Origin of the sequence: Sphingobium fontiphilum, from assembly GCF_014196635.1 — a bacterium.
Taxonomy (GTDB): Bacteria; Pseudomonadota; Alphaproteobacteria; order Sphingomonadales; family Sphingomonadaceae; genus Sphingobium; species Sphingobium fontiphilum.
On sequence record NZ_JACIEB010000001.1, the window covers coordinates 796,877 to 817,703 of the forward strand.

Genomic DNA, 20,827 nt, shown 5'->3' on the forward strand with positions numbered 1-20,827 from the left:
TAAATCCCTCTTCGGAACGGCGCGACCTGTCAGCCACCGACCATTACCTTCCCGGCCATGTCCACCGTCACTGAAACGCGCTCGCCATCCCGGCGCAGCACCACGGTCATCGGCTCGGTCGGCAGGCCCGTGCTGTCAAAAGCGGTCTGCAACCGCCCGGCATCCCCCACCACTGCGCGGGTGCCCGGCTTCCAGTCAGTCGTGGCAAAGGGCTTGTCCATTATCGGCACCCACTGCCCCGCTTCGCGCCGCTCAAATCCATAGCCCGATGGCGCAACCCACAGCGCCATGGGTCGGGCGGTGACGACCGCTTCGTCGCGCGCGGCGGCAACGCGCGCGGCAAAGCGGTCGGCATCCTCGATCACGCGGCCGCGCGGATCGGGCATGGCCAGCACCACGGCGGCGGAGACGAAGCCGATGATCGCGATCACGACCATCAGCTCGATCAGGGTAAAGCCCCGCTCCGCCCGCCGGGCGATTTCAAAGGTCGCTGGAATAGAGGTCCGCATTGTCCGCCTCGCCACCGGGCTGGCCGTCCGCGCCCATCGAGGTGATGTCGAACGCGCCCTTGCGCCCCGGCACGACATAGCCATAGGGGCGGCCCCAGGGATCGTCGGGCAGCTTCTTGATATAACCGCCGCGGCGATAACGCTGCGGCTGGGTCAGCGAGGGCGGCAGCGTCAACAGCGCCTGCAAACCGTCGCTTGCGGCGGGATAGCTCAGATTATCCAGCCGATATTGCTCCAGCGCCTGTTCGATGGTGGCGATGTCGGCCTTGGCCTTCTCCACCCGCGCCGTATCGGTCGCGGGGATCACATTGATCGCCACGATGGTGGCCAGCAGGCCGATGATGACGATGACGACCATCAATTCGACCAGGGTAAAGCCCTCTTCCCCGTTCCGGGCAGCGGCTCGCACTTCATTGGGGTTACGCATATTCACTCCTTGAAGGCCCTGTTTCAGGCCCCCGTCAGGCTTTGCAATTGCAGGATCGGCAGCAGGATCGACAATATGATGACGGCGACGATCGCCCCCATCAGGATGATGATGATCGGTTCCAGCATGGCGAGCGCGGCGGAGGTGAAGGTGTCGAACTCCCGCTCCAGATAATCGGCCGCGCGCTCCAGCATCGTGTCCAGCCGCCCGGCCGCCTCCCCACTGGCCGCCAGATAGACGAGCAGCGGCGGAAACACGCCCGCGCGGCGCAGCGCCACCGACAGGCTGCCGCCGCCGCGAATGGCCTCGACAATATCCTCCGACGCGGCCCGCAGCACCCGGTTGTGCACCGTCTGCGTGGTCAGCGTCAGCCCCTCCATCAACGGCAGGCGGCTGGTCACCATCGTCGACAATGTTCGCGCCAACCGCGCCGCGTGCAGATCGCGGATCAGCCGGCCGATCACCGGCAGGCGCAGCAGCATGGCGTCGACGCGATAATGAAAACCCTCATTACGCAGCGCGCGCCAGAAACCAACACCCGCAAGCGCGAACAGGATCAGCAGCAACCACCACCAGCCCGCGAGGAACGCTGACAGGCCCATGACCATCCGGGTCAGGACAGGCAATTGCTGGCCCACCGTGTCGAACTGCTCCACCACCCTGGGCACGACGAAGATCATCAGCGCGGCGACCACGCAGACGGCGAACACCGCCAGTACGCTGGGATAGGCGATGGCGGTCAGCACCTTCGACCGGATTTCCGCCTGCCGTTCCAGCAGGCCCGAAAGCCGTTCCATGATGGTGGGCAGGCTGCCCGAACTTTCGCCCGCCGACACCATGGCGCGGAACAGGGCGGGAAAGCTTTTCGGCTCGGCATTCATTGCTTCGGCCAGCCTGCGTCCCTCCAGCACGCCGCCATGCACCTTGCCGATGATGGCGCGGACATGGGCCTGCTCGCTCTGGCGGGCGATGGTGCGCAGCGCCTCCTCCAGCGGGCTGACCTGGATCAGCGTGGCGAACTGGCGGGTGAAGAGCGTCAGTTCCTTTCCCGACAGCCGGGGCGAACGCAGGGCGAAATTGCGGCGGCTGCCCTGCTGGCGCTGCGCCCCCGGCTCCAGTTGCACGACGAACAGGCGGCGGGCGTCCAGCTTCGCGCGCGCAGCCTCGATCCCTTCGGCCCTGACGCTGCCCTTGCGCTCGCGCCCGGCCGGGTCGATTGCCACATAGTTGAAATCAGCCATCGGGGATCATTTCGGCGTCCACCGCGTCGCGGCGCGAAATGCGGATCGCCTCCTCCGCCGTCGTCTGTCCGTCGCGCACCAGCGCCCGCGCCGCCGAGCCCAGATTCGGCGCGTTGAGGAAGGCGTGACGCGCGATCAACGATTCATCGCCGCCATCGTTTATCAGGCGGCGGACGGTGTCATCCACCCGGATCGCCTCGAACACGCCGATGCGGCCCTTGTAACCCGTACCGCTGCATTCGTCGCAACCGCGCGCCCGATAGATGATGGTGCCGGGGTCAAAGCCCAGCAGCGCGCTGGCCGACTTGTCCGCCTGCACCGGCTCGCGGCAGCTCTGGCACAACCGCCGCACCAGCCGCTGGGCGATGACCGCGCGCAGGGTGGAGGCAAGCAGGAACGGTTCGACGCGCATGTCCCGCATCCGGGTGATGGCGCCGACGGCATCGTTGGTGTGGACCGTCGAGAGGACGAGGTGACCAGTCAGCGACGCCTGAACCGCGATCTCGGCGGTTTCCCGGTCGCGGATTTCGCCGACCATCACCACATCGGGGTCCTGCCGCAGGATCGCGCGCAGCCCGGCGGCGAAGGTCAGACCCACCTTGGCGTTCACCTGCGTCTGGCCGACACCCTCGATGGCATATTCGACAGGGTCTTCGACCGTCAGAATGTTGCGGCTGCCGTCATTCAGTTGCCGCAGGCCCGCATAGAGCGTCGTCGTCTTGCCCGATCCGGTCGGCCCGGTGACCAGGATGATGCCATTGGGTTCCTTCAGCGCCTCGCGGAAAATGCGGTCGGGAACCCCGGTCATACCCAGCAGGTCAAGGCCGATACCGGCATTTTCCTTGTCCAGAATGCGCAGCACCACCCGCTCGCCCGCCCGGCTGGGCAGGGTCGACACGCGCACGTCGAGCAGCTTTCCGCCGAGCGTCAGGCCGATACGCCCGTCCTGCGGCACGCGCCGTTCAGCGATGTCGAGCCGCGCCATCACCTTGATGCGGCTGACGACCACGGGCGCGACATGGGGCGGCATACGCAATGTCTCGCGCAGCACCCCGTCGATGCGCATCCGCACGACAAGGCCCGTCTCATAGGGTTCGATGTGGATGTCGGACACGCCCTGCCGCGCGGCTTCAGCGATGATGCCGTTGATCAGGCGGATGGCGGGCGCGTCATCAGCGCTGTCGAGCAGATCGTCGGCGGTCGGAATATCGGCGGCGAGCAGGTCCAGTTCATCCGCGCCGACGTCAAGCGACCCGGCCATCGCCGCCGCGCTGCCGTCCATCGCATAATGCTCCGACAGATGCCGGTCGAACTGCGCCGCATCGACGAAACGCACGTCGAAACTGGCCGCCAGATGCCGCCGCACCTCCAGCAGCACACGCGGATCGCTGCCCTCGCGCACGGCGACCGTCAACCTGTCGCCCTCCACCGCCGCCATCACCACGCCATGTTTGCGAGCAAAGGCATAGGGAATGTCGATGGCGCGCGGCGCGACGTGCGCCGCAATGGCGGAGGGGGCGTCGGACGGGCTGTCGGGTTCGCTCATCGCTGGGCCTCGCTGGGGGGAAGATCGACCGGACGGACGACGCTGCTCGACTGGCTGGCCTGCGGCTCGATGACCTGCGGCGCGGGTTGAACCACGGCGTCGCCCGGCTGCATCGGCACGGGCGGGGTCGCGCCCATATAGTCGCGGACCAGTTCGTCCAGGCTGGGTTCGACATCGGGATTGCGCGCCAGTTGCATGTCGCGGACATAGCCGTAACGCTGCTGCGTCAGGCGGCGCGCATCCTCTTTGCTGTGCAATATGGTCGGACGGATGAAGACCATAAGGTTGGTCTTGGCCCGGCTGCGGCTGCGCGACTTGAACAGCTCGCCCAGCCCCGGAATGTCGCTGAGTAGCGGAATGCGCTCGATGGTGCGGCGCTCATTATCGTCGAGCAGGCCGCCCAGCGCCAGTATCTCGCCATCGTCGACGGTCACCGTCGTCTCGATCTCGCGCTTGTTGATGATAAGGTCGCTGCTGCTATTGCTGACCGGCCCCGCCACGCTCGACACCTCCTGCCGCAGGAACAGCTTGATCGCGCCGCCAGTGTTGATCTGGGGTTTCACCTCCAGCTTGATGCCGACATCCTGCCGCTGAACCGTGCGGAACTGATTGTCGAAATTCTGGGACAGCGCCTCGCCGGTGGTGACCGGCACCTGCTGCCCGACCAGGATCGACGCCTTCTGATTGTCCAGCGTCATCACCGACGGCGTCGACAGCAGGTTGCTTTCGGTATCGGACTTGACCGCGTTGATGATCGCCCCGAACAGGCCGTTCTTGCCAATCTCCCCGCCCAGCCCCGCAATCGCCCCGGTGGCGCTTTGCAGGCTGTTGACCGCGGCCTGCTGCAATGTGCTGGCCAGATCGCTGTTTTCGCGCACTTCGGTCGTCGTGCGGGTGCCGTCGGGCGCGACCACCGTGGTTGTCGTCGTGCCAAGCTGGCTGGCGCCATAGGCCCCCGCCAGCGTCAGCAGATTGGGCGATGCGTTGGAATAGTTGGTCGCGGCAAAGCCGGTCTTGGTGCTGCCGATCAGGAACTGGACGCCCAGTTTCTTGGCGGCGGCGTCGCTGATCTCCACGATGATCGCCTCCACCAGCACCTGTTCGCGGCGCGTATCGATCTGGCGGATGGTTTCGCCCAGCATACGCTGCACGTCGCTGTTGGCCGCAACGATGATGGCGTTGGCGCCCTCATAACGGGTGACGACGGCAGGACCACGCGTGGCGATGCCGGTCCCGCCGCCCGACGACGAAACCGCAGCGGCGGGGGTTGCGGCCGGGGCGGCAGCGCCGCCGGATGCAGCCGGCGCGGCGCTCGTCACCGGCTGGCTGGTCGACTGGCCTACCAGTTGCTGAAGCACCGGCAACAGCTTTTCAGCGTCGGCATGTTCCAGCCAGTATACCCGGATTTCCGTGCCGCTCGCCGCCTGCCGATCAAGGTCGCGGGCCATGGCGGCCAGCCGCGCCACCGTGCCGGGTTCGCCGCGAATGGCGATGGCGTTGGCGCTGTCGATGGGCACGACACTGGCGGGGGCTGCCACGCCGCCATCCCCGCCGCCGGTGCCGACCAGAGCCTGAAGCGACGTCGCGATCTCGCGCGCCCCTGCGTTGGCCAGCGTCACCATCTGGGTTGCGGCATTATCGCGGTCGATGCGCGCGATCACCTGGCGGATGCGGGCGATATTGTCGGCATAATCGGCGACGACGACGCTGTTGCCCGCCTTGTTGGCGGTAACGGAGCCATCCTTGCTGACCAGCGGGCGCAGCGTCTCCAGCGTGCTGGCGGCGTCGATGGAGCGCAGGCGAAAGACTTCGGTGACGAACTGGTTGCGATTGGCCGCCCGCCCCACCGCACTCGGCTGCCCCGCCGCCCCATCGGCGGGCTGGATGCGGTAACTGCCGCCCGGCGCGGGCACGGCGACCAGGCCGTTGGCGCGCAGGGTGGAGAGGAAAATCTCGAAATATTCAGAGCGCGACAAGGGCCGGTCGGTGACGACCGACACTTTCCCCTGCACCCGGTTGTCGATGATGAAGGTGCGACCCGTCACCCGCGCGGCATCCTGAATGAAGGCGCGAATATCGGCATCGCGCACATTCAGCGTCTGTTGCGCGTGCAGCGGCGCCGACAGGGCCAGGGCGATGGCGGCGGACAGTTTGAGTAGCTTTCTGGTCATGGGCCTATGGTGTCAACGCGATCGGAACGACGGCCGCGCCGCGCTCCACCGCAAGGGAAAGGCGCGCGCCGGGCGCGATCTGGTTCTGAAGCGTCGCAAGATCGCCGGCCGACCCGATCGGACGGCCATTGACCTGACGCACAATATCGCCGGGCTGGAACCCGGCCTGGGCGAAACCCGGCCCCTTGGAGGACAGGATCAACCCGGTCACGCGGCCATCCTCCAAGCGCGGGGCAAAGCCGATGTCGCGCTTCAATATGTCGGCGGACGGGGTGACGGGCATGGCGCCCGATGGGGCCGGTTGAGGGGATGCGGCGACTCCGGGTCGACGCTCGTCGCCATTGGCCTCAGGCGCGGGCGCCGACTGGTCGATGAAGACCTGTTCCTCCGCCCCGCCCCGGTCGATGGTGATATGGTCGAACGCCACGGCCTTCAGGACCACGCCAGGCATGATCTCATCACCCACGGCATAGCTGTTCTGGACGCCATCGGGCGTGGCGATGATCGCGGAGCCAAGCCCCGACGCCTCGTTCAGGCGGATGCCGTGGACCGTCAGCGCCAGAGAGGTGACGACAGCGCCGCCATTTTGCTGCGCGCCCTGACGGAAAAAGGGATCGAAACTGGCGAAGAGCGCCTGCCGCGCGGCGGGCGAAGGGATGTCGGCCACGCGCCCCTGCCATCCGCCCATCGGCCCTACCGGCGTCACCACCGCCCAGATCAGCCGCGCCACCTGCACCGCCAACAGCGCCAGCAACAGCCATTCGACCAGCGCCACCCAGGAAAGGGAAGCGCCGCGCCGGGCAATTTGTTTCAGCCTGTTGCCGGTCGGCACACGCATGGTTTGTGAAACTCCTGCTGGTTTCCGGAGCCTGCTAGGCAAATGGCTTTACGTTGGAATGACGTTTTTATGACAAATTAGTGACAGTCCAGCCGTCATATGGCAGCGCTTGATTTTCGGAGAACGGGCGATAGCAGGGGGCCATGGAAACGCCCTCAGCCCCGACCGGACTCGATGCCGATCCGGCTCACATCGCGGCCCAACCGCGCGTCCAGAAAGTGCCGAGCAGCGCGTTGACCCTGTTCATCCGGCGCGACTTCCTGAGCCCGGAGGAGTGCGCGGAACTGATCGCGCGAATCGACCGCGACCGGCGGCCATCAACCATCGCCGACGCCAATGGCGATGGCTATTTCCGCACGAGCGAGACCTGCGATCTCGACACGGCCGATCCCTTCGTCCGCTTGATCGACGCCAAATTGTGCGCCTTTTCAGGCATTGACCCTGCCCATGGCGAACCAATCCAGGGCCAGCGTTACGAGGTGGGGCAGGAATTCAAGGCGCATACCGATTTCTTTGATCCGCGCGGCTCCGATTTCCCGAAATATTGCGCCGTCGCGGGCAACCGCACCTGGACGCTGATGGCCTATCTGAACCAGCCTGCGGCGGGCGGGGCCACCCGATTTCCGAAGATCGGCAAGACCATCCAGCCCGAAACCGGCAAACTGCTGGCGTGGAACAACCGCACCGGGCCGGGCGCCTATAATGACGCGACGCTGCACCACGCCATGAAGGTGCGCTCGGGCGTCAAATATGTGATCACCAAATGGTATCGGGAGCGGCCCTGGGGCTGACGCCTGCCAGAACCGCTCCCGATCAAATACGCCACTGGCGGCTGGCGCCGGTCAGAAAGCGACCGACACCGAACCGGCAATCGTCGTGCCCAGCTTGTACCGGTTATAATAAACGCGGTTGCCGCCCTCTTCCTGGAATTCCTGGAACTTGCGGCCGGTGATGTTGCGCGCCTCCAGCTTGAATTCGGCATTGGTCTTGCCGAACTTCACGCCCTGACGCGCGACGAAGTCCAGCGTCAGGCCCGGACGTTCCTTGATGTCGGGCTGAAGGTTGGGGCCGCGGCTGGTCACGCGGTCGCTGGCATAGGTGAGCAACAGCGTCTGCTGCGACAGCTTGTCAGTGTCTTCCAGGCCGATTTGCAGATTGACCAGATGATCCGACTGGCCGGTCAGCGGGGCGCCATCGCGGAAATAGTCGGTCGCGGCCGGCAGGTCGCCGATCGTATAGGTATAGGGCGTGGTGGTGTCGCCGGCGCCGACCTTCAGCTTCGACTGGGTATAGGTGTAGTTGGCGATCAGCACCGCGCGGCGGCTGGCGAAGAAGGACGTATCCGACAGCGTGTCGAGCGGGAAATATTTCTGTGCTTCGACTTCCAAACCATAGAGCGTCGCCTGCGGCGCGTTGGCGAAGCTGGTGGTCACGTCATATTTGTCGTTGATCGAGGTATAGGTTTCGATCGGACTGTCGATCTTCTTGTAGAAGGCCGCCGCCGTCAGCTTTTCTTCCCGGCTCATATACCATTCGGCGCGGATGTCCGCGTTCCACAACTGGCTGTCCTTCAGGAAGGGGTTGCCGCGATAGAAGCGGTTGGCGTCGACATCGACATAGGGCTGGGCGATAAGTTCGCGGAACTGCGGACGGGCGACCGTCTTGGAACCGCTCAGGCGGAATTGCAGACCCCTGGCTGCTTCCACCGTCAAGGTGACGGCGGGCAACCAATATTCCTTCTTGATCTCGTTGAACGGCGTCGTCCCGGTATTGTAGACGTCGACGCCGGTGACCGACTGCGTGCCCTTTTCATAACGCACGCCCGCGTTAAGGCTGACGCCCGGCACGACTTCCGCCTGCACCTGTCCGTAACCGGCATGGATGCGCAGCGCCGCATCATAGACCGGATAATTGCCCGAGAAGTCGAGCAGGGTCAGATCATAAAGCTGGATCGTGGCATCCGACAGAAGATAGTCGGGGCGCAGTTGCTGCACCGGGACCGGCAGGTTGGTGGCGTCGAAATGCAGTTCGTAACGCGACGATGTGCGCTTCGTGTCGTTATAGGCATAGCCAACGGTCAGGCCGATTTCCGGCGTCACCTTCCACGACAGGTCGGCGCCGGCCGACCAGAGGTCTTCGTTGAGGTCGCTGAAGGTGATCGACGCATCGCCGCGCTGGCGGTTGAGCGCATTGATGAAGCGGTCGCCGACGGGATCGATGTCCAGATCGCGATTGGTGCGGACATAGACGAATTCGCGCTCATAGGGCGCCTCGCGCTGCGAATTGGCATAGCTGCCGCGCAGGTCCAGGCTGACCGCGTCGGTCAGCTTGAATTCGCCGACCAGTTGCGTATCGATCAACTGGCGCTCATACCAGGCGGTGTTCTGGTGCATATAATCGGCGCCGTCGATGGCGCCGATATTCTGGCCCACGGAGAGCGCGCCGCGCTTCAGCGTGTCGCGGATATAAAGATTGGTCCACCGCAGCTTCTGGTCGCCCAGTTCCAGGCCAGCGCCGAACAGGGCGTTGACGGTGATCTGGTTGTCGGTGTTGACCTGACGGAAGCTCTTGCCCGCGCCATCGGCGACTTCCAGCGACGCCTGTTGCAAGTTGTTGCGGGTGCGCCACTTGTTGCTGTAACCGGCGGTGAAGATGAGGCCCAGGCGACCGTCATCGCCCACATCCATCGCCGTGCCCGCGTTGAGCGAGCCGGAGAAATTGAACGGCACGCTGTTGGTCCGTTGCAGGACGGATGTCTTGCTGTTCAGGAACTGCATGGCGATGCCCTGCAGGTCGGCGCGTTCCATATTGGCGAACGGCACGCCGCCGCCCATGGCCTGCTTCAACAGCGGCGGCACATCGCGCGAACTGTCATCAAAACCCGTCCAGTCGGATTTGCTGCCATAATAGGTATAGCCAAGCTGGCCCGAAGTTTCGGTGTTGGCCGAGCTGCCCAGGCCGATTTCCAGATAGGTTTCGGTCGGAATCGCCTTTGTCGTCAGGTTGATGACGCCGCCGCCGAATTCGCCGGGGAAGTTGGCCGAAAAGCTCTTCTGCACCAGGGTCGAAGCGATCACGCTGGTGGGGAACAGGTCGAGGGGGACAACGCGCTTGAGCGGTTCGGGGCTGGGCAGCGGCAATCCGTTGAGCAGCGCCAGCGAATAGCGGTCGCCCAGACCGCGAACATAGACATAACCGCCCGAAGCGACCGACAGGCCGGTCACGCGCTGGAGCGAACCGGCAATGTCGCCTTCGCCCGTGCGCTTGATGTCGGCCGCCGACAGCACGTTCACCACTTCCGGCGCGGACTGCGATACGTTGACGGTGCGGCGGCCGGTGACGATGATGTCGCCGCCCGGCGTCGACACATCGACCGTTTCTTCCTGCGGCGCGGCCTCGGCGGGCACGGCGGCATCGGCGGGCGCAGTGGCGTCGGCGGGCGCGTCCGTCTGCGCGATGGCGGCCGGAGCGACCAGCGCCGTGGAAATCAGGAACAGGCGCGCCAAGGTCAGCGGCTTCGACATCTCAATGTCCCCCAAAAAGGAAATAGTCTGGTGCAAAAGAGACGGGGAAGCGTGCGAACACGCTCCCCCGCCCTTGGATCGTCGGGCGATCAGGTCGTCGGGATAGCGGTGCAGTTGCCGCCAGTGCTGCCGAAGCTGGCGGTCACCGAGTTGCAGGTCCAGCCCGCATACCAGGTGTCCGACGCATCCTTGACCGCGCCGACATAATTGGTGGTGGCGAAGGCGCTGTCGATCGTCTTGGGATCGATCGCGGGCACCGCCGTTTCGGTCGCGCCGTTAATGAACAGGCTGGTCAGCGACGGCGTGTAATTGAACCTGCTGTTCGTGTCGGTCGTGAAGATCGACTGGACGACCGCCACATCGACGCCGCCGGTGCCCTTGAACGGGGTCGCGGCCAGGCACTGCATCACCACCGACTTGTAAACGGGCTTGCCCGCATCTTGCAGCGCGCTGTCGGCGTCACGAACGGTCGCGGCGCTGTTGATGCGCAGGCAGGTCTGATCGGGGCTGACGATGATGCCGTTGACCATGGCAAGGTCTGCGCCGCCACGCAACATCATGGTCGCGCCGTCGTCACCGGTGTTCGACCGCTGGATGTGGGTGAAGTTGGCGACCTTCAGATACTGGCGGGGCAGCGCGTCCTCGCTCTTGTTGTTCTGGGTCGTCGAACCGTTGGAGTCGGTTTCGGTGAACGTGTCGCCGATATTGTTGTTGGCGCGCTGGACCGAAATGACGAACTGGGCGGTGCCGCGGAAGCCGACGTCGCTGTCCAGATTGTCGTCTTCGTTGCCGGTGAACACCAGATTCTTGAGGTGCGCCGAGCCGCCGAAGATTTCGATGCCATCGTCCGAGCTGTTATGGATCTGGATATGATCCAGCACCGTGCCCGTGCCGACGCCCGACGGGGTGAGGCCTTGAAGCTCCTTGCCGTCGGCCAGCACAAAGCCGGAATAACGGATCTGGACATAGCTCATGCGGCCCGAGCTGTCGGCGTCGTTCGCGCCGCCATAAATGGCGCCGCTCGTGCCTTCGGTATCGCGTTCGCAGGCGGTGGTGCCGGGGGCGGCGCCAGGCGCGTCGCAATCGGTGATCTTGGCGCGGCCGAGCAGCACGACGCCGCCCCACTGGCCCGACGACTGGTCGGTCGCGGCGCCGGTGACGTTTTCACGGCTGGTGAAGATGATCGGCTGGGCGGCGGTGCCCACAGCGTTGAGCTTGTTGCCGCGATTGACCGCCAGATAGGCGTTGCCGGTGCTGGCGAACACGACCACGCCCGGATCGATCGACAGGGTGACGTCGGTGTTGGTGCTGGCGGCGCCCTGGTCGGTGCCGACATCGACGCGGCCGGGCAGCGAGTAGATGACGCCTGCGGTCTTGGTGATGGCGGTTGAGCTGGTGAAGCGCGCCGGGAAGGCGCAGTTGCGCCAGGTGTTGCCGCTGGCATCCGAAATGGTGCCAAGGTCGGTCAGCTGCGCGGTGCCCGCGATGTTGGGGCAAGCCGCTGCCGGCGTAACAGCGGTGGGCGTGGGCGTGGGGGTCGGCGTGGGGGTCGGGGTCGGCGTGGGCGCAGGAATCACGATCGTGCCTTCGCCGGGCGACGCGATGTCGTCCGCGCCGCAGGCGCTCAGGCCCACACAGGCGCAGCTCGCCATCAGGATGGTTTGAATATGGTTGAACTTGACCATGTCGTCTCCGCTCCGGCCGTGCCGGGTCATGATGAATGTGCGGAGCGCAAGGGAGGATTATCGAATCGCGCTAGGCCCCTGTCGCCCTCGAAAAGGGCGTCTAGGGAGCCGTCATTACAGCGCTGTTGTCTTTACGAGACAATTTAGCGTCACTTTGATGACGATTTTATGTCTTTAATGACAATGGGATGACACGCCTTCCCGGCGCTTTACCAGAACCCAGGCAAAAAGGCCGCCGCATCGCTGCGACGGCCCCTCCCTGCCCCTGGGCAAGCGCGAAGGGCTATTTCATGGCATAGGCGGCATTCAGCCGACGCAACGCCTTGCGGGCGATCTGGCGGGCCGTCGCCTCGCTGCCGTCAGCCAGCGCCAGCATTTCATCGGGCGCAAAGGCCGCTGCACGATAAGCATCGCGTGCATCGGCCATGCGGCCCAAGCCCGCATAAGCGTTGCCCAGATTGATGAGGCGCGCAGGATCATTGATCGAATCAGGCGTGCGTTGGGACAGACGCTCGGCCGCCGTCTGATACTGACCGGCAATCAGCGATTTGGCAGCCAGCGCCCCACTGGGCACGCCGACAACGGTCATCGTATCGTCTGCCTGCGCCGAAAATGGCAGGGCCGCCGCCGCCAGAGCCAATGTCCCGACCAGCCAAATGCGCATCGCATTCCTCCAAAAAAACTTTTCATTATAAGAAGGATTATTTCATCTTGATGACATTCGAGCAAGGCGCGAAGGAAGCGGCCGAAGCAACTTTTATCATCCGTATTTCAGATGCTTATGAATATTTCATCATAATGTCATAAAAGGTTCATGCAAGTTGGCATCGATTCAACGCGAAAGGCGAATCGATAAACGGCGCCAGGACGCGCCCGCCTGAACCTTTTGCCGCCGACATGCTGGAAAGGTCCGGGGGTTCTGTTGCCCGGCCCCCCGGAGGCCGCTGGAATCCCTTCTGTTGCCCGGTGGGTCCAACCGCGTTCTATTTGGGTAATGTCAGGCCGTGAGGCCATCAATTACGCAGCAAGAGCAAGAGCCTCGTTATCGTTGGCACTTATGAGTTTTAAACAGTTTTACGGCTTACTCAGGCCGGGAGAAAATACCGTCTTTCAACACACGTCGATCCTAGTTCGGCCCCGTCAATGATCCCGTCCGCCCTTTGAGCGGCCGGGGCCAGTGGTGGAACCGCCGGGTACTGCCCCCGGGTCCGCTGCGTCTATTTCACGGCACAATTTATCACCATAGCCGGGCGGACCCGGCACCAGCCTATATGGGGGAAGCCGCCCGCGCGATCAAGGGGCGTCGAATGCGCCTTAACCCGCCACCAGCCGCAGGCCCGAACGGCGCGTGCGCATGCGATACCCCTCCTGCAGGGCAGCCATCGTCTGGAACCGGCGGATGATCAGGCCCGGCACAGCGGCGATCGCCTCCGCCTCCTCCGCGCCCAGCGTATAATCGTCGCCCAGAAACAACGTCACCATCTCGCCTGAAACCCCGGCCGTTCGCAGGAATAATTCGCTGCGTCCGCCGTGCGATTTCGCGAGCAGGCGGGCCAGCGCGTGGACGGCCGCCATATCCGTCGCCTCGACCAGCAATTCCATCCGCGCCGCCATCGCCAACTGGGCAAAGGGCTGGACCCCGCGCACGGTGACGCGCGGGGTTTCCTCTCCCGGCTGCCGGTCCAGTTCGACGCTCAGCAAGGCGCATTCGCCGTTACGGGCCATCTCCTCTATCGCCTTGCAGCCATCCTCTTCGAAGCAGCTGGCCTGGAACTGGCCGCTGCTGTCGGAAAAGGTGGCGGAGGCATAGCGCGCGCCGCGCTTGGTTTCGCGCCAGCGCACATCTTCGACCATCGCCGCCATGATCGCCATCGACCGGCCGCCTTCGGAAACCGGCTGCGCGCAGATCGCGGCATAAGTGCGGGCGCCCTTGGCGTCTGCGATGTGGCGGAACCGGTCGGCCGGGTGGGCGGAGAAATAGAAGCCGAACGCCTCCTTTTCCTGCGCCATGCGGTCGGATGCGGTCCACGCCTGATGCGTCGGAATGCGCACATCCGCATGGGGCGTTTCCGCGTCGCCGAACAGGCCGCCCTGCCCGCTTTCGCGCGCCTGCGCATTGCTGGCGGCGACAGACAGGATCGTCTCGGCCGCGGCATGGACCCCGGCACGGTCGGCCAGCACAGCATCGAAGGCCCCCGCTGCCGCCAGGCTTTCCAGTTGCCGACGGTTCAGCATCCGCGGCTCGATCCGGTCGGCGAAATCGTCCAGACTTCTGAAAGGGCCGCCCTTGTCGCGCTCTGCGACCAGTTGCTCCATCGCCTTCTCGCCCACGCCCTTCAGGCCGCCCAGCGCATAGCGCACGGCAAAGCCCAGACGCGGATCGTCGCCCCGATATTCCACCGGCTCGACCGTGAAGTCCGCCCCGCTGCGGTTGATGTCAGGCGGCAGGCAGGTCAGCCCCATGCGTCGCATATCGTCGACGAACACCGTCAGCTTGTCGGTCAGATGGATGTCGAACGCCATCGACCCGGCGTAAAATTCCGCCGGATAATGCGCCTTCAGCCATGCCGTCTGATAGGCAAGCAGGGCATAGGCTGCGGCGTGCGACTTGTTGAAGCCATAGCCTGCAAACTTGTCGATCAAATCGAACAGTTCGTTCGCCTTGGCCGGACTGATGTCGCTCTTGGCGCACCCTTCCACAAAGCGGGCGCGCTGGGCATCCATTTCCGCCTTGATCTTCTTGCCCATGGCGCGGCGCAGAAGGTCGGCGTCGCCCAGGCTGTAGCCCGCCAATATCTGGGCGGCCTGCATCACCTGTTCCTGATAGACGAAAATGCCATAGGTTTCCTCGAGGATGGGCTTGAGCAGGATATGGGGATATTCAATCTCCTCCTGCCCGTTCTTGCGACGCCCGAACATCGGGATATTGTCCATGGGACCAGGGCGATAGAGCGAGACGAGCGCGATGATGTCGCCGAAATTGGTCGGCCGCACGGCCGCCAGCGTCTTGCGCATCCCTTCCGATTCCAACTGGAACACGCCCACCGTGTCGCCGCGCTGGAGCAGGTCGTAGACCGCGCTGTCGTCCCAGGCGAGACCTTCCAGATCGACCGTCACCCCCCGCGCGGCCAGCAACTGCACCGCCTTTTGCAGCACCGACAGGGTTTTCAGGCCCAGAAAGTCGAATTTCACCAGCCCCGCGCCCTCGACATATTTCATGTCGAACTGCGTCACCGGCATGTCGGATCGCGGATCGCGGTAGAGCGGGACAAGCTGCTGCAAGGGCCGGTCGCCGATCACAACGCCGGCCGCATGGGTCGAACTGTGTCGGGGAAAACCCTCCAGCTTCATGGCGTAATCGATCAGACGTCTGACCTGATTGTCATTGTCATATTCCGCCCTGAACTCGGCGACGCCGTTCAATGATCGTTCCAGCGTCCACGGGTCGGTCGGGTGGTTGGGCACCAGCTTGGCGAGCCGGTCGACCCGGCCATAGCTCATCTGGAGCACACGGCCGGTATCCTTGAGCACGGCGCGCGCCTTCAGCTTACCAAAGGTGATGATCTGCGCCACATGGTCGGCGCCATATTTCTGCTGGACGTAACGGATCACCTCGCCGCGCCGGGTTTCGCAAAAGTCGATATCGAAGTCGGGCATCGACACACGTTCGGGATTTAGGAAGCGTTCGAACAGCAGCCCCAGCTGCAGCGGATCGAGATCGGTGATGGTCAGCGCCCAGGCGACCAGCGACCCCGCGCCCGAACCACGGCCCGGCCCGACCGGAATATCATGCGATTTGGCCCATTGGATGAAGTCGGCAACGATCAGGAAGTAACCGGGGAAACCCATCTGGATGATGATGCCCAGTTCGAACTCCAGCCGGTCGAAATAGGGTTTGCGCGCTTCGTCATTGGCGATACCCAGCTTTTCCAGCCGCGCCCCCAGCCCCGCCGTCGCCTGTTCGCGCAGCATCCGCGCCTCGCCCTCAATATCGCCGGCCAGGCTCGGCAGGATCGGCTTGCGCTTGGGGGCGGCGACCGCGCAACGCTGCGCCACCACCAGCGTATTGGCCAATGCTTCGGGCAGATCGTTGAACAGCCGCCGCATTTCAGCGGCGGGCTTCATCCAGGCGTCGGGCGAGCTGGTGCGGCGGTCGGGCGTTTCGACATAGGCGCTGTCGGCGATACACAGCATCACGTCGTGGGCGTCATGGAAATCCGGTTCGGCAAAACAGGTCGGGTTGGTGGCGACGAGCGGCAGGCCGCGCGCATAGGCGAGGTCGATGAGCGCGGGCTCGGCCTTGCCTTCGACCGGATCGAGGCGGCGGCAAATCTCGATATAAAGCCGGTCGGGGAACAGCGCCATCAGCCGGTCGACATAGGCCATCGCCGCTTCGGGCTGGTCCTCCGCAAACAACCGGGCCAGCGCGCCCTCCCCACCGGCTGTCAGCGCGATCAGGCCATCGGTCCGCCCCTCCAGCGCCTCCATGGTGACATGGGGAGCCTCCTCCACCGGCCGGTCGAGATGCGCCATCGACACCAGAGCGCACAGATTGTCATAACCGGCCTCATCCTGCGCATAGAGGGTCAGCCAGTCATGCACCGACGCCGCACCCTGGGGACGACCGGGTCGCAAAAGCCCTACCATCGCGCCGATGATCGGCTGAACCCCCTCCCCCTTGCAGGCGTCGGAAAAGGCCATGGAGCCGTAAAGCCCATTACGGTCGGTGATCGCCGCCGCCGGAAAGCCCATCGCCTTCGCCTGTTTGGCGATTGTCTTGGGGTCGATCGCGCCTTCCAGCATGGTGAAGGAGGACAATATGCGAAGGGGAACGAAGGCGGCGTGGGACATATCGGCATTTAGGCACCGCCGCCGATTCGACGCCAGCATGAACTTCGCCGACCCTGTGACGGGCGGCACATTGGCCTTGCCACCCTGGCCCTATGCTGGTCCAATCAAGGCTCAAAACAGGGAGAAGCCAGAAATGACCGACACCCCACCCCTTTCCACCACGCCTGGCCTGGTCGATCGCGCCAAGGCGATCCTGTTGAAGCCAAAGGAAGAATGGGCGATTATCGACCGTGAACCCGCCAGCATCGGCGGCATCTTTGTGGGCTATGCCGTCATCCTGGCGGCCATCACGCCCGTCTGCCAGTTCATCGGGGGCCAGATTTTCGGTTTTGGCGCCTTTGGTTTCAGCTATCGCCCGTCGCTGGTGGGGTCGCTGGCCTCGGCCATCGCCCAATATGTGTTTTCGCTGATCGGCCTGTTCGTGCTGGCCTTCATCATCAACTTTCTCGCGCCCAAATTTGGTGGACAACAGGACAAGGTGAAGGCGTTCAAGGTCGCCGCCTATGCCGCGACGGCGGGCTGGCTGTCGGGCGTCTTCGCTTTGGTCCCAGCGCTGTCAGTGCTGGGGCTGCTGGGCCTTTACAGCCTCTACCTTCTCTATCTTGGCCTCCCCGCGCTGATGAAGGCGCCGCAGGATAAGGCGATGCCCTACACAGTCGTGACGATCATCGCCGCCGCAGTGCTGTTCATCATTGCCGGGGCCGTGGCGGCGCCCATAGGCAAGATATTTGCACCAGCGGCCCCCGGAGGATCCCTGCAGGGTGAAATGACGATCCCCGGCGTTGGCAAGGTCGACCTCGACAAGCTGGAAGCGGCTGGCAAGCAGATGGAACAGGCCGCCAGGGATATGGAGGATGCGACCAAGCCCGGCGCCGCCCCGGTCGCCATGGCGCCCGCCCAGCTTCAGGCGCTGTTGCCCGCCAGCATCGGCCGCTTCCAGCGCACGGAGATCGAAAGCGCGGGCATGTCCGGCGGTTCGCGCGCCAGCGCCCGCTATACCGCCGGTGATGACGATATGCAGGTGGAGGTCGTCGACATGGCGGCCATGGGCGCGATTGCCGGGATCGGCGCGGCATTCCAGGTGCAGCAGAGCAAGGAAACCGCAACCGGCTATGAACGCACCCAGACCATCGACGGGCGGCTCGTCAACGAGGAATGGGACAATGAAAGCCGCCATGGCAAGTTCGCGACGACCATCGGCAACCGCTTCATGGTCTCGGCCAGCGGCACGGTGGGCGGCATCGACGAGCTGAAAGCCGCCGTGAACGCCGTTGGCCCGGACAAACTGGCCGCAATGGCGAAATAAGCGGATAAGGAGTGGGCCTCGCCAGCGCGACGGCCCCCTCCCTCACGGGCTGACCAGCCGCCCCTCCTGCAACTGCACCACCCGGTCCATTTTCGCCGCCAGCCGCTCATTATGGGTGGCGACCAGCGCGGCCGATCCTTCCCCGCGCACCAGCCGCAGAAACTCGGCCAGCACCACGTCGGCGGTGCGCTCGTCCAGATTGCCGGTCGGTTCATCCGCCAGCACCAGCGCGGGGCGATTGGCCAGCGCCCGCGCCACCGCCATCCGCTGCTGCTCACCGCCCGACAACTGGCTGGGGCGGTGGTCCAGCCGGTGGCCAAGGCCCAGCGAGCTCAGCAGCAATTGCGCCCGCGCCTGCGCGCTCGCCATGTCGGCGCCGCGAATGACCTGCGGCAGGACGACATTTTCGGTCGCGTTGAAATCGGGCAACAGGTGGTGGAACTGATAGACGAAACCCAGCGCGTCGCGGCGCAGGCGGGTGCGCCCGTCGTTGTCCAGCCTTGCCGCTTCCTCGCCCGCAATGCGGATCGACCCGTCGAACCCGCCCTCCAGCAATCCGACGGCCTGCAAGAGGGTCGACTTCCCCGATCCCGAAGGCCCTAGCAACGCGACAATCTCACCCGGCGCGACGGTCAGGTCGACGCCGCGCAGCACTTCGATCGTTTCGCCGCCCTGGGTGAAACTGCGGGTCAGGCCCGCCACCTTCAATATGTCATTCATAGCGCAGCACCTGGACGGGATCGGTATTGGCGGCCTTGAACGCCGGATAGAGCGTGGCGAGGAAGCTGAACAGCAGCGCCATCACGCAAATGATGGTGATTTCCACCGGATCGGGCTTCGACGGCAATTCGGTGAGGAAACGGATCGATGGATCCCACAGATTTTGCCTCGTCACAAACTGGATCACATTGACCAGACTCTGGCGGAAGAAGAGGAAGGTGAAGCCCAACACGACGCCCGCCATCATGCCGAGCGCGCCGATGGTGACGCCCACCGACATGAAAATGCGGACAAGGCCAGCGCGACTCGCGCCCATGGTCCGCAAGATGGCGATGTCGCGCGTCTTGGCGCGCACCAGCATGATCAGCGAGGACAGGATGTTGAACACCGCCACCAGCACGATGATGGACAGGATGACGAACATCGCCACCCGTTCCACCGCCAGCGCCTCGAACAGGGAAGCGTTCATCTGGCGCCAGTCGGTGATGACCGCGCGCCCGGCGACCCGCGCCGCCAGCGGCTCCAATATCTGCCCGACCCGGTCGGCGTTCACCGTCTCCACCTCGATCATGCCGACGACATCGCCCAGCAGCAGCAATGTCTGTGCGTCCTCCATCGGCATGACGACCATCGCCTTGTCATAATCATAGATGCCGACTTCAAAAATGGCGGCGACCTGATAGGCGACCTGGCGCGGCACCGTGCCAAAGGGGGTGGATCGCCCGGCGGGATTGATGATGGTGATGCTGTCGCCCAACTGGATGCCCAGATTTTCGGCCAGACGCGATCCGATGCCGACCTTGCCGCCATTGGCGACAAGATCGTTGAGGCTGCCCGCCACGACCTTGCCCTTCAAGGTCGCATTTTCGCGGATGTCGGGCACGTTCATGCCGCGCACCAGCACCGCCTCGACCCGGCCCTGGAAGGTCGCGAGCAAAGGCTGTTCGATCAGGGGCGTTGCGCTGGTCACGCCCGGCGTCGCCTTCGCTTCCTTCAGCACCGCGCGCCAGTCGGGCAGGCGACCGCCATAGCCCTGCACCACGGCGTGGCCATTGAGCCCCACGATCTTGTCAAACAGTTCAGCGCGAAAGCCGTTCATCACGCTCATCACGATGATGAGCGCGGCGACGCCCAGCATGACAGCGGCCAGGCTGATCCCCGCGACCAGAAAGATGAACCCCTCCCCCTTGCCGGGGAGCAGGTAGCGCTTGGCGATCATGCGCTCGTAACGCGACAATATCATGGGAATGCGTCGGCCTTTCGTGGTCGGGGCAGGACAAGCGATGTAGCAGGGTGAGCCATAACGACAAGGGCGCAGCGTTGTTGCAATCGCGCCACAGGACAGACATGAAAATCGCACGCCCGCAAGTTTGGCCGTGACTCGGGGCTCGCGGAATCATAGCTAAATAATCGAAACACAGGCAAATGGCCGTGGTTCAGGGACCATCGCATCCCGTCTTGAGCTTAGGGGGCTAAGAGGCGGTCGAGGCGATACCAAGGGGGAGACGAGCAATCGTCCATTAGTGCCCGGGTCGTGAAAGCGCGGCCCGGGCACTTTTCCGTTCAGGCTCCTCGGCGCATGATCGTTCCAAGCCGATTTTCGTCGCATTCCAGCAATGCTGCATCGCACAAGAATATTGTCCAAAGCGGCGCTTTTTGCTAAGGCCGCGACATGCAAGCTCCTACCCCGATCCTAGAGGCGATCGCCCTGCGCAAATGCATGATGGCGACCTATAACAAGATGGTCGTCAAACTGGCGCCGCACATCCTTTACACGCGCCATGACGAAATGTTCATCGACGCCGTCACGGTGGAGCGTGAAGGCCGTCCGCCGCGCGAGCTGAAACTGGGTGTTTTCAAGGTCGCGGGCCTCAACGACGTCAGCGTCGTCGATGAACATTTCGAATATATGGGCGGTCTCTATGACCCGTCGGACGCCAAATATAAGGGCGTTACCCTGTTCGCCGTTGAGCCGGAGAGCGCGGCCGCCTGACACCGGGCAGGCGCGC

General features: G+C 64.3%; 15 protein-coding genes and 1 other RNA gene. 3 read left to right on the plus strand and 13 right to left on the minus strand.

Annotated features, from left to right (window positions below; translation table 11 throughout):
* Window positions 1-29: 29 nt before the first annotated feature.
* Genes GGR44_RS03645 through GGR44_RS03670 form a run of 6 tightly spaced genes read right to left on the minus strand, consistent with a single transcriptional unit; the run spans window position 30 to window position 6,732 of the window.
* Window positions 30-509, minus strand: a complete 480-nt coding sequence (locus GGR44_RS03645; RefSeq protein ID WP_281374177.1) for a GspH/FimT family pseudopilin — start codon at window positions 507-509, stop codon at window positions 30-32.
* On the minus strand, window positions 481-936 hold the full coding sequence (gene gspG, locus GGR44_RS03650; protein ID WP_183954052.1) for a type II secretion system major pseudopilin GspG: 456 nt from the start codon (window positions 934-936) through the stop codon (window positions 481-483). Before gspG ends, GGR44_RS03645 begins: the two co-directional genes overlap by 29 nt.
* Window positions 937-959: 23 nt before the next feature.
* Entirely contained in the window at window positions 960-2,177 is a 1,218-nt protein-coding gene (gene gspF, locus GGR44_RS03655) for a type II secretion system inner membrane protein GspF (protein WP_183954053.1), read from the minus strand.
* Entirely contained in the window at window positions 2,170-3,723 is a 1,554-nt protein-coding gene (gspE, locus tag GGR44_RS03660) for a type II secretion system ATPase GspE (protein ID WP_183954054.1), read from the minus strand. Before gspE ends, gspF begins: the two co-directional genes overlap by 8 nt.
* Window positions 3,720-5,894 carry a type II secretion system secretin GspD gene (gspD, locus tag GGR44_RS03665; protein ID WP_183954055.1) on the minus strand — a complete coding sequence of 725 codons (2,175 nt, stop codon included), beginning with the start codon at window positions 5,892-5,894 and terminating at the stop codon, window positions 3,720-3,722. The genes gspE and gspD overlap by 4 nt, the downstream gene beginning before the upstream one ends.
* A 4-nt stretch (window positions 5,895-5,898) precedes the next feature.
* Window positions 5,899-6,732, minus strand: coding sequence for a type II secretion system protein N (locus tag GGR44_RS03670; protein WP_183954056.1), 834 nt, complete (start codon window positions 6,730-6,732; stop codon window positions 5,899-5,901).
* Between the two features lie 143 nt (window positions 6,733-6,875).
* On the opposite strand from GGR44_RS03670, the gene GGR44_RS03675 reads away from it, so the two are divergent.
* Window positions 6,876-7,523, plus strand: coding sequence for a prolyl hydroxylase family protein (locus tag GGR44_RS03675; protein WP_183954057.1), 648 nt, complete (start codon window positions 6,876-6,878; stop codon window positions 7,521-7,523).
* Window positions 7,524-7,574: 51 nt separating this feature from the next.
* Here GGR44_RS03675 and GGR44_RS03680 read toward each other — a convergent pair whose 3' ends face one another.
* The 5 genes from GGR44_RS03680 to dnaE form a co-directional block, all read right to left on the minus strand.
* Entirely contained in the window at window positions 7,575-10,256 is a 2,682-nt protein-coding gene (locus tag GGR44_RS03680; protein WP_183954058.1) for a TonB-dependent receptor domain-containing protein, read from the minus strand.
* Between the two features lie 89 nt (window positions 10,257-10,345).
* On the minus strand, window positions 10,346-11,941 hold the full coding sequence (locus GGR44_RS03685) for a C2 domain-containing protein (protein WP_183954238.1): 1,596 nt from the start codon (window positions 11,939-11,941) through the stop codon (window positions 10,346-10,348).
* A 283-nt stretch (window positions 11,942-12,224) separates the two neighbouring features.
* Window positions 12,225-12,605, minus strand: coding sequence for a tetratricopeptide repeat protein (locus GGR44_RS03690; protein ID WP_183954059.1), 381 nt, complete (start codon window positions 12,603-12,605; stop codon window positions 12,225-12,227).
* 281 nt (window positions 12,606-12,886) lie between these two features.
* Window positions 12,887-13,242, minus strand: a transfer-messenger RNA (tmRNA) gene (ssrA, locus tag GGR44_RS03695).
* A gap of 13 nt (window positions 13,243-13,255) precedes the next feature.
* The gene (gene dnaE / locus GGR44_RS03700; protein WP_183954060.1) at window positions 13,256-16,792 is read right to left on the minus strand and encodes a DNA polymerase III subunit alpha; all 3,537 of its coding nucleotides are present in this window, start codon (window positions 16,790-16,792) and stop codon (window positions 13,256-13,258) included.
* Between the two features lie 133 nt (window positions 16,793-16,925).
* Between dnaE and GGR44_RS03705 the strand changes: the two genes are divergently transcribed.
* Entirely contained in the window at window positions 16,926-18,098 is a 1,173-nt protein-coding gene (locus GGR44_RS03705) for a Yip1 family protein (protein ID WP_183954061.1), read from the plus strand.
* Window positions 18,099-18,140: 42 nt separating this feature from the next.
* Here GGR44_RS03705 and GGR44_RS03710 read toward each other — a convergent pair whose 3' ends face one another.
* Together GGR44_RS03710 and GGR44_RS03715 are read right to left on the minus strand one after the other, a co-directional pair.
* Window positions 18,141-18,818, minus strand: coding sequence for an ABC transporter ATP-binding protein (locus GGR44_RS03710; RefSeq protein ID WP_183954062.1), 678 nt, complete (start codon window positions 18,816-18,818; stop codon window positions 18,141-18,143).
* Window positions 18,811-20,061 (minus strand): lipoprotein-releasing ABC transporter permease subunit, encoded by a 1,251-nt coding sequence (locus GGR44_RS03715; protein ID WP_183954063.1) that lies wholly within the window; start codon window positions 20,059-20,061, stop codon window positions 18,811-18,813. The genes GGR44_RS03710 and GGR44_RS03715 overlap by 8 nt, the downstream gene beginning before the upstream one ends.
* A 429-nt stretch (window positions 20,062-20,490) precedes the next feature.
* Here GGR44_RS03715 and GGR44_RS03720 point away from each other — a divergent pair, with 429 nt between their 5' ends.
* A complete protein-coding gene (locus GGR44_RS03720; protein WP_183954064.1) occupies window positions 20,491-20,811 on the plus strand; it encodes a hypothetical protein in 321 nt (106 codons plus the stop codon).
* Window positions 20,812-20,827: the final 16 nt, after the last annotated feature.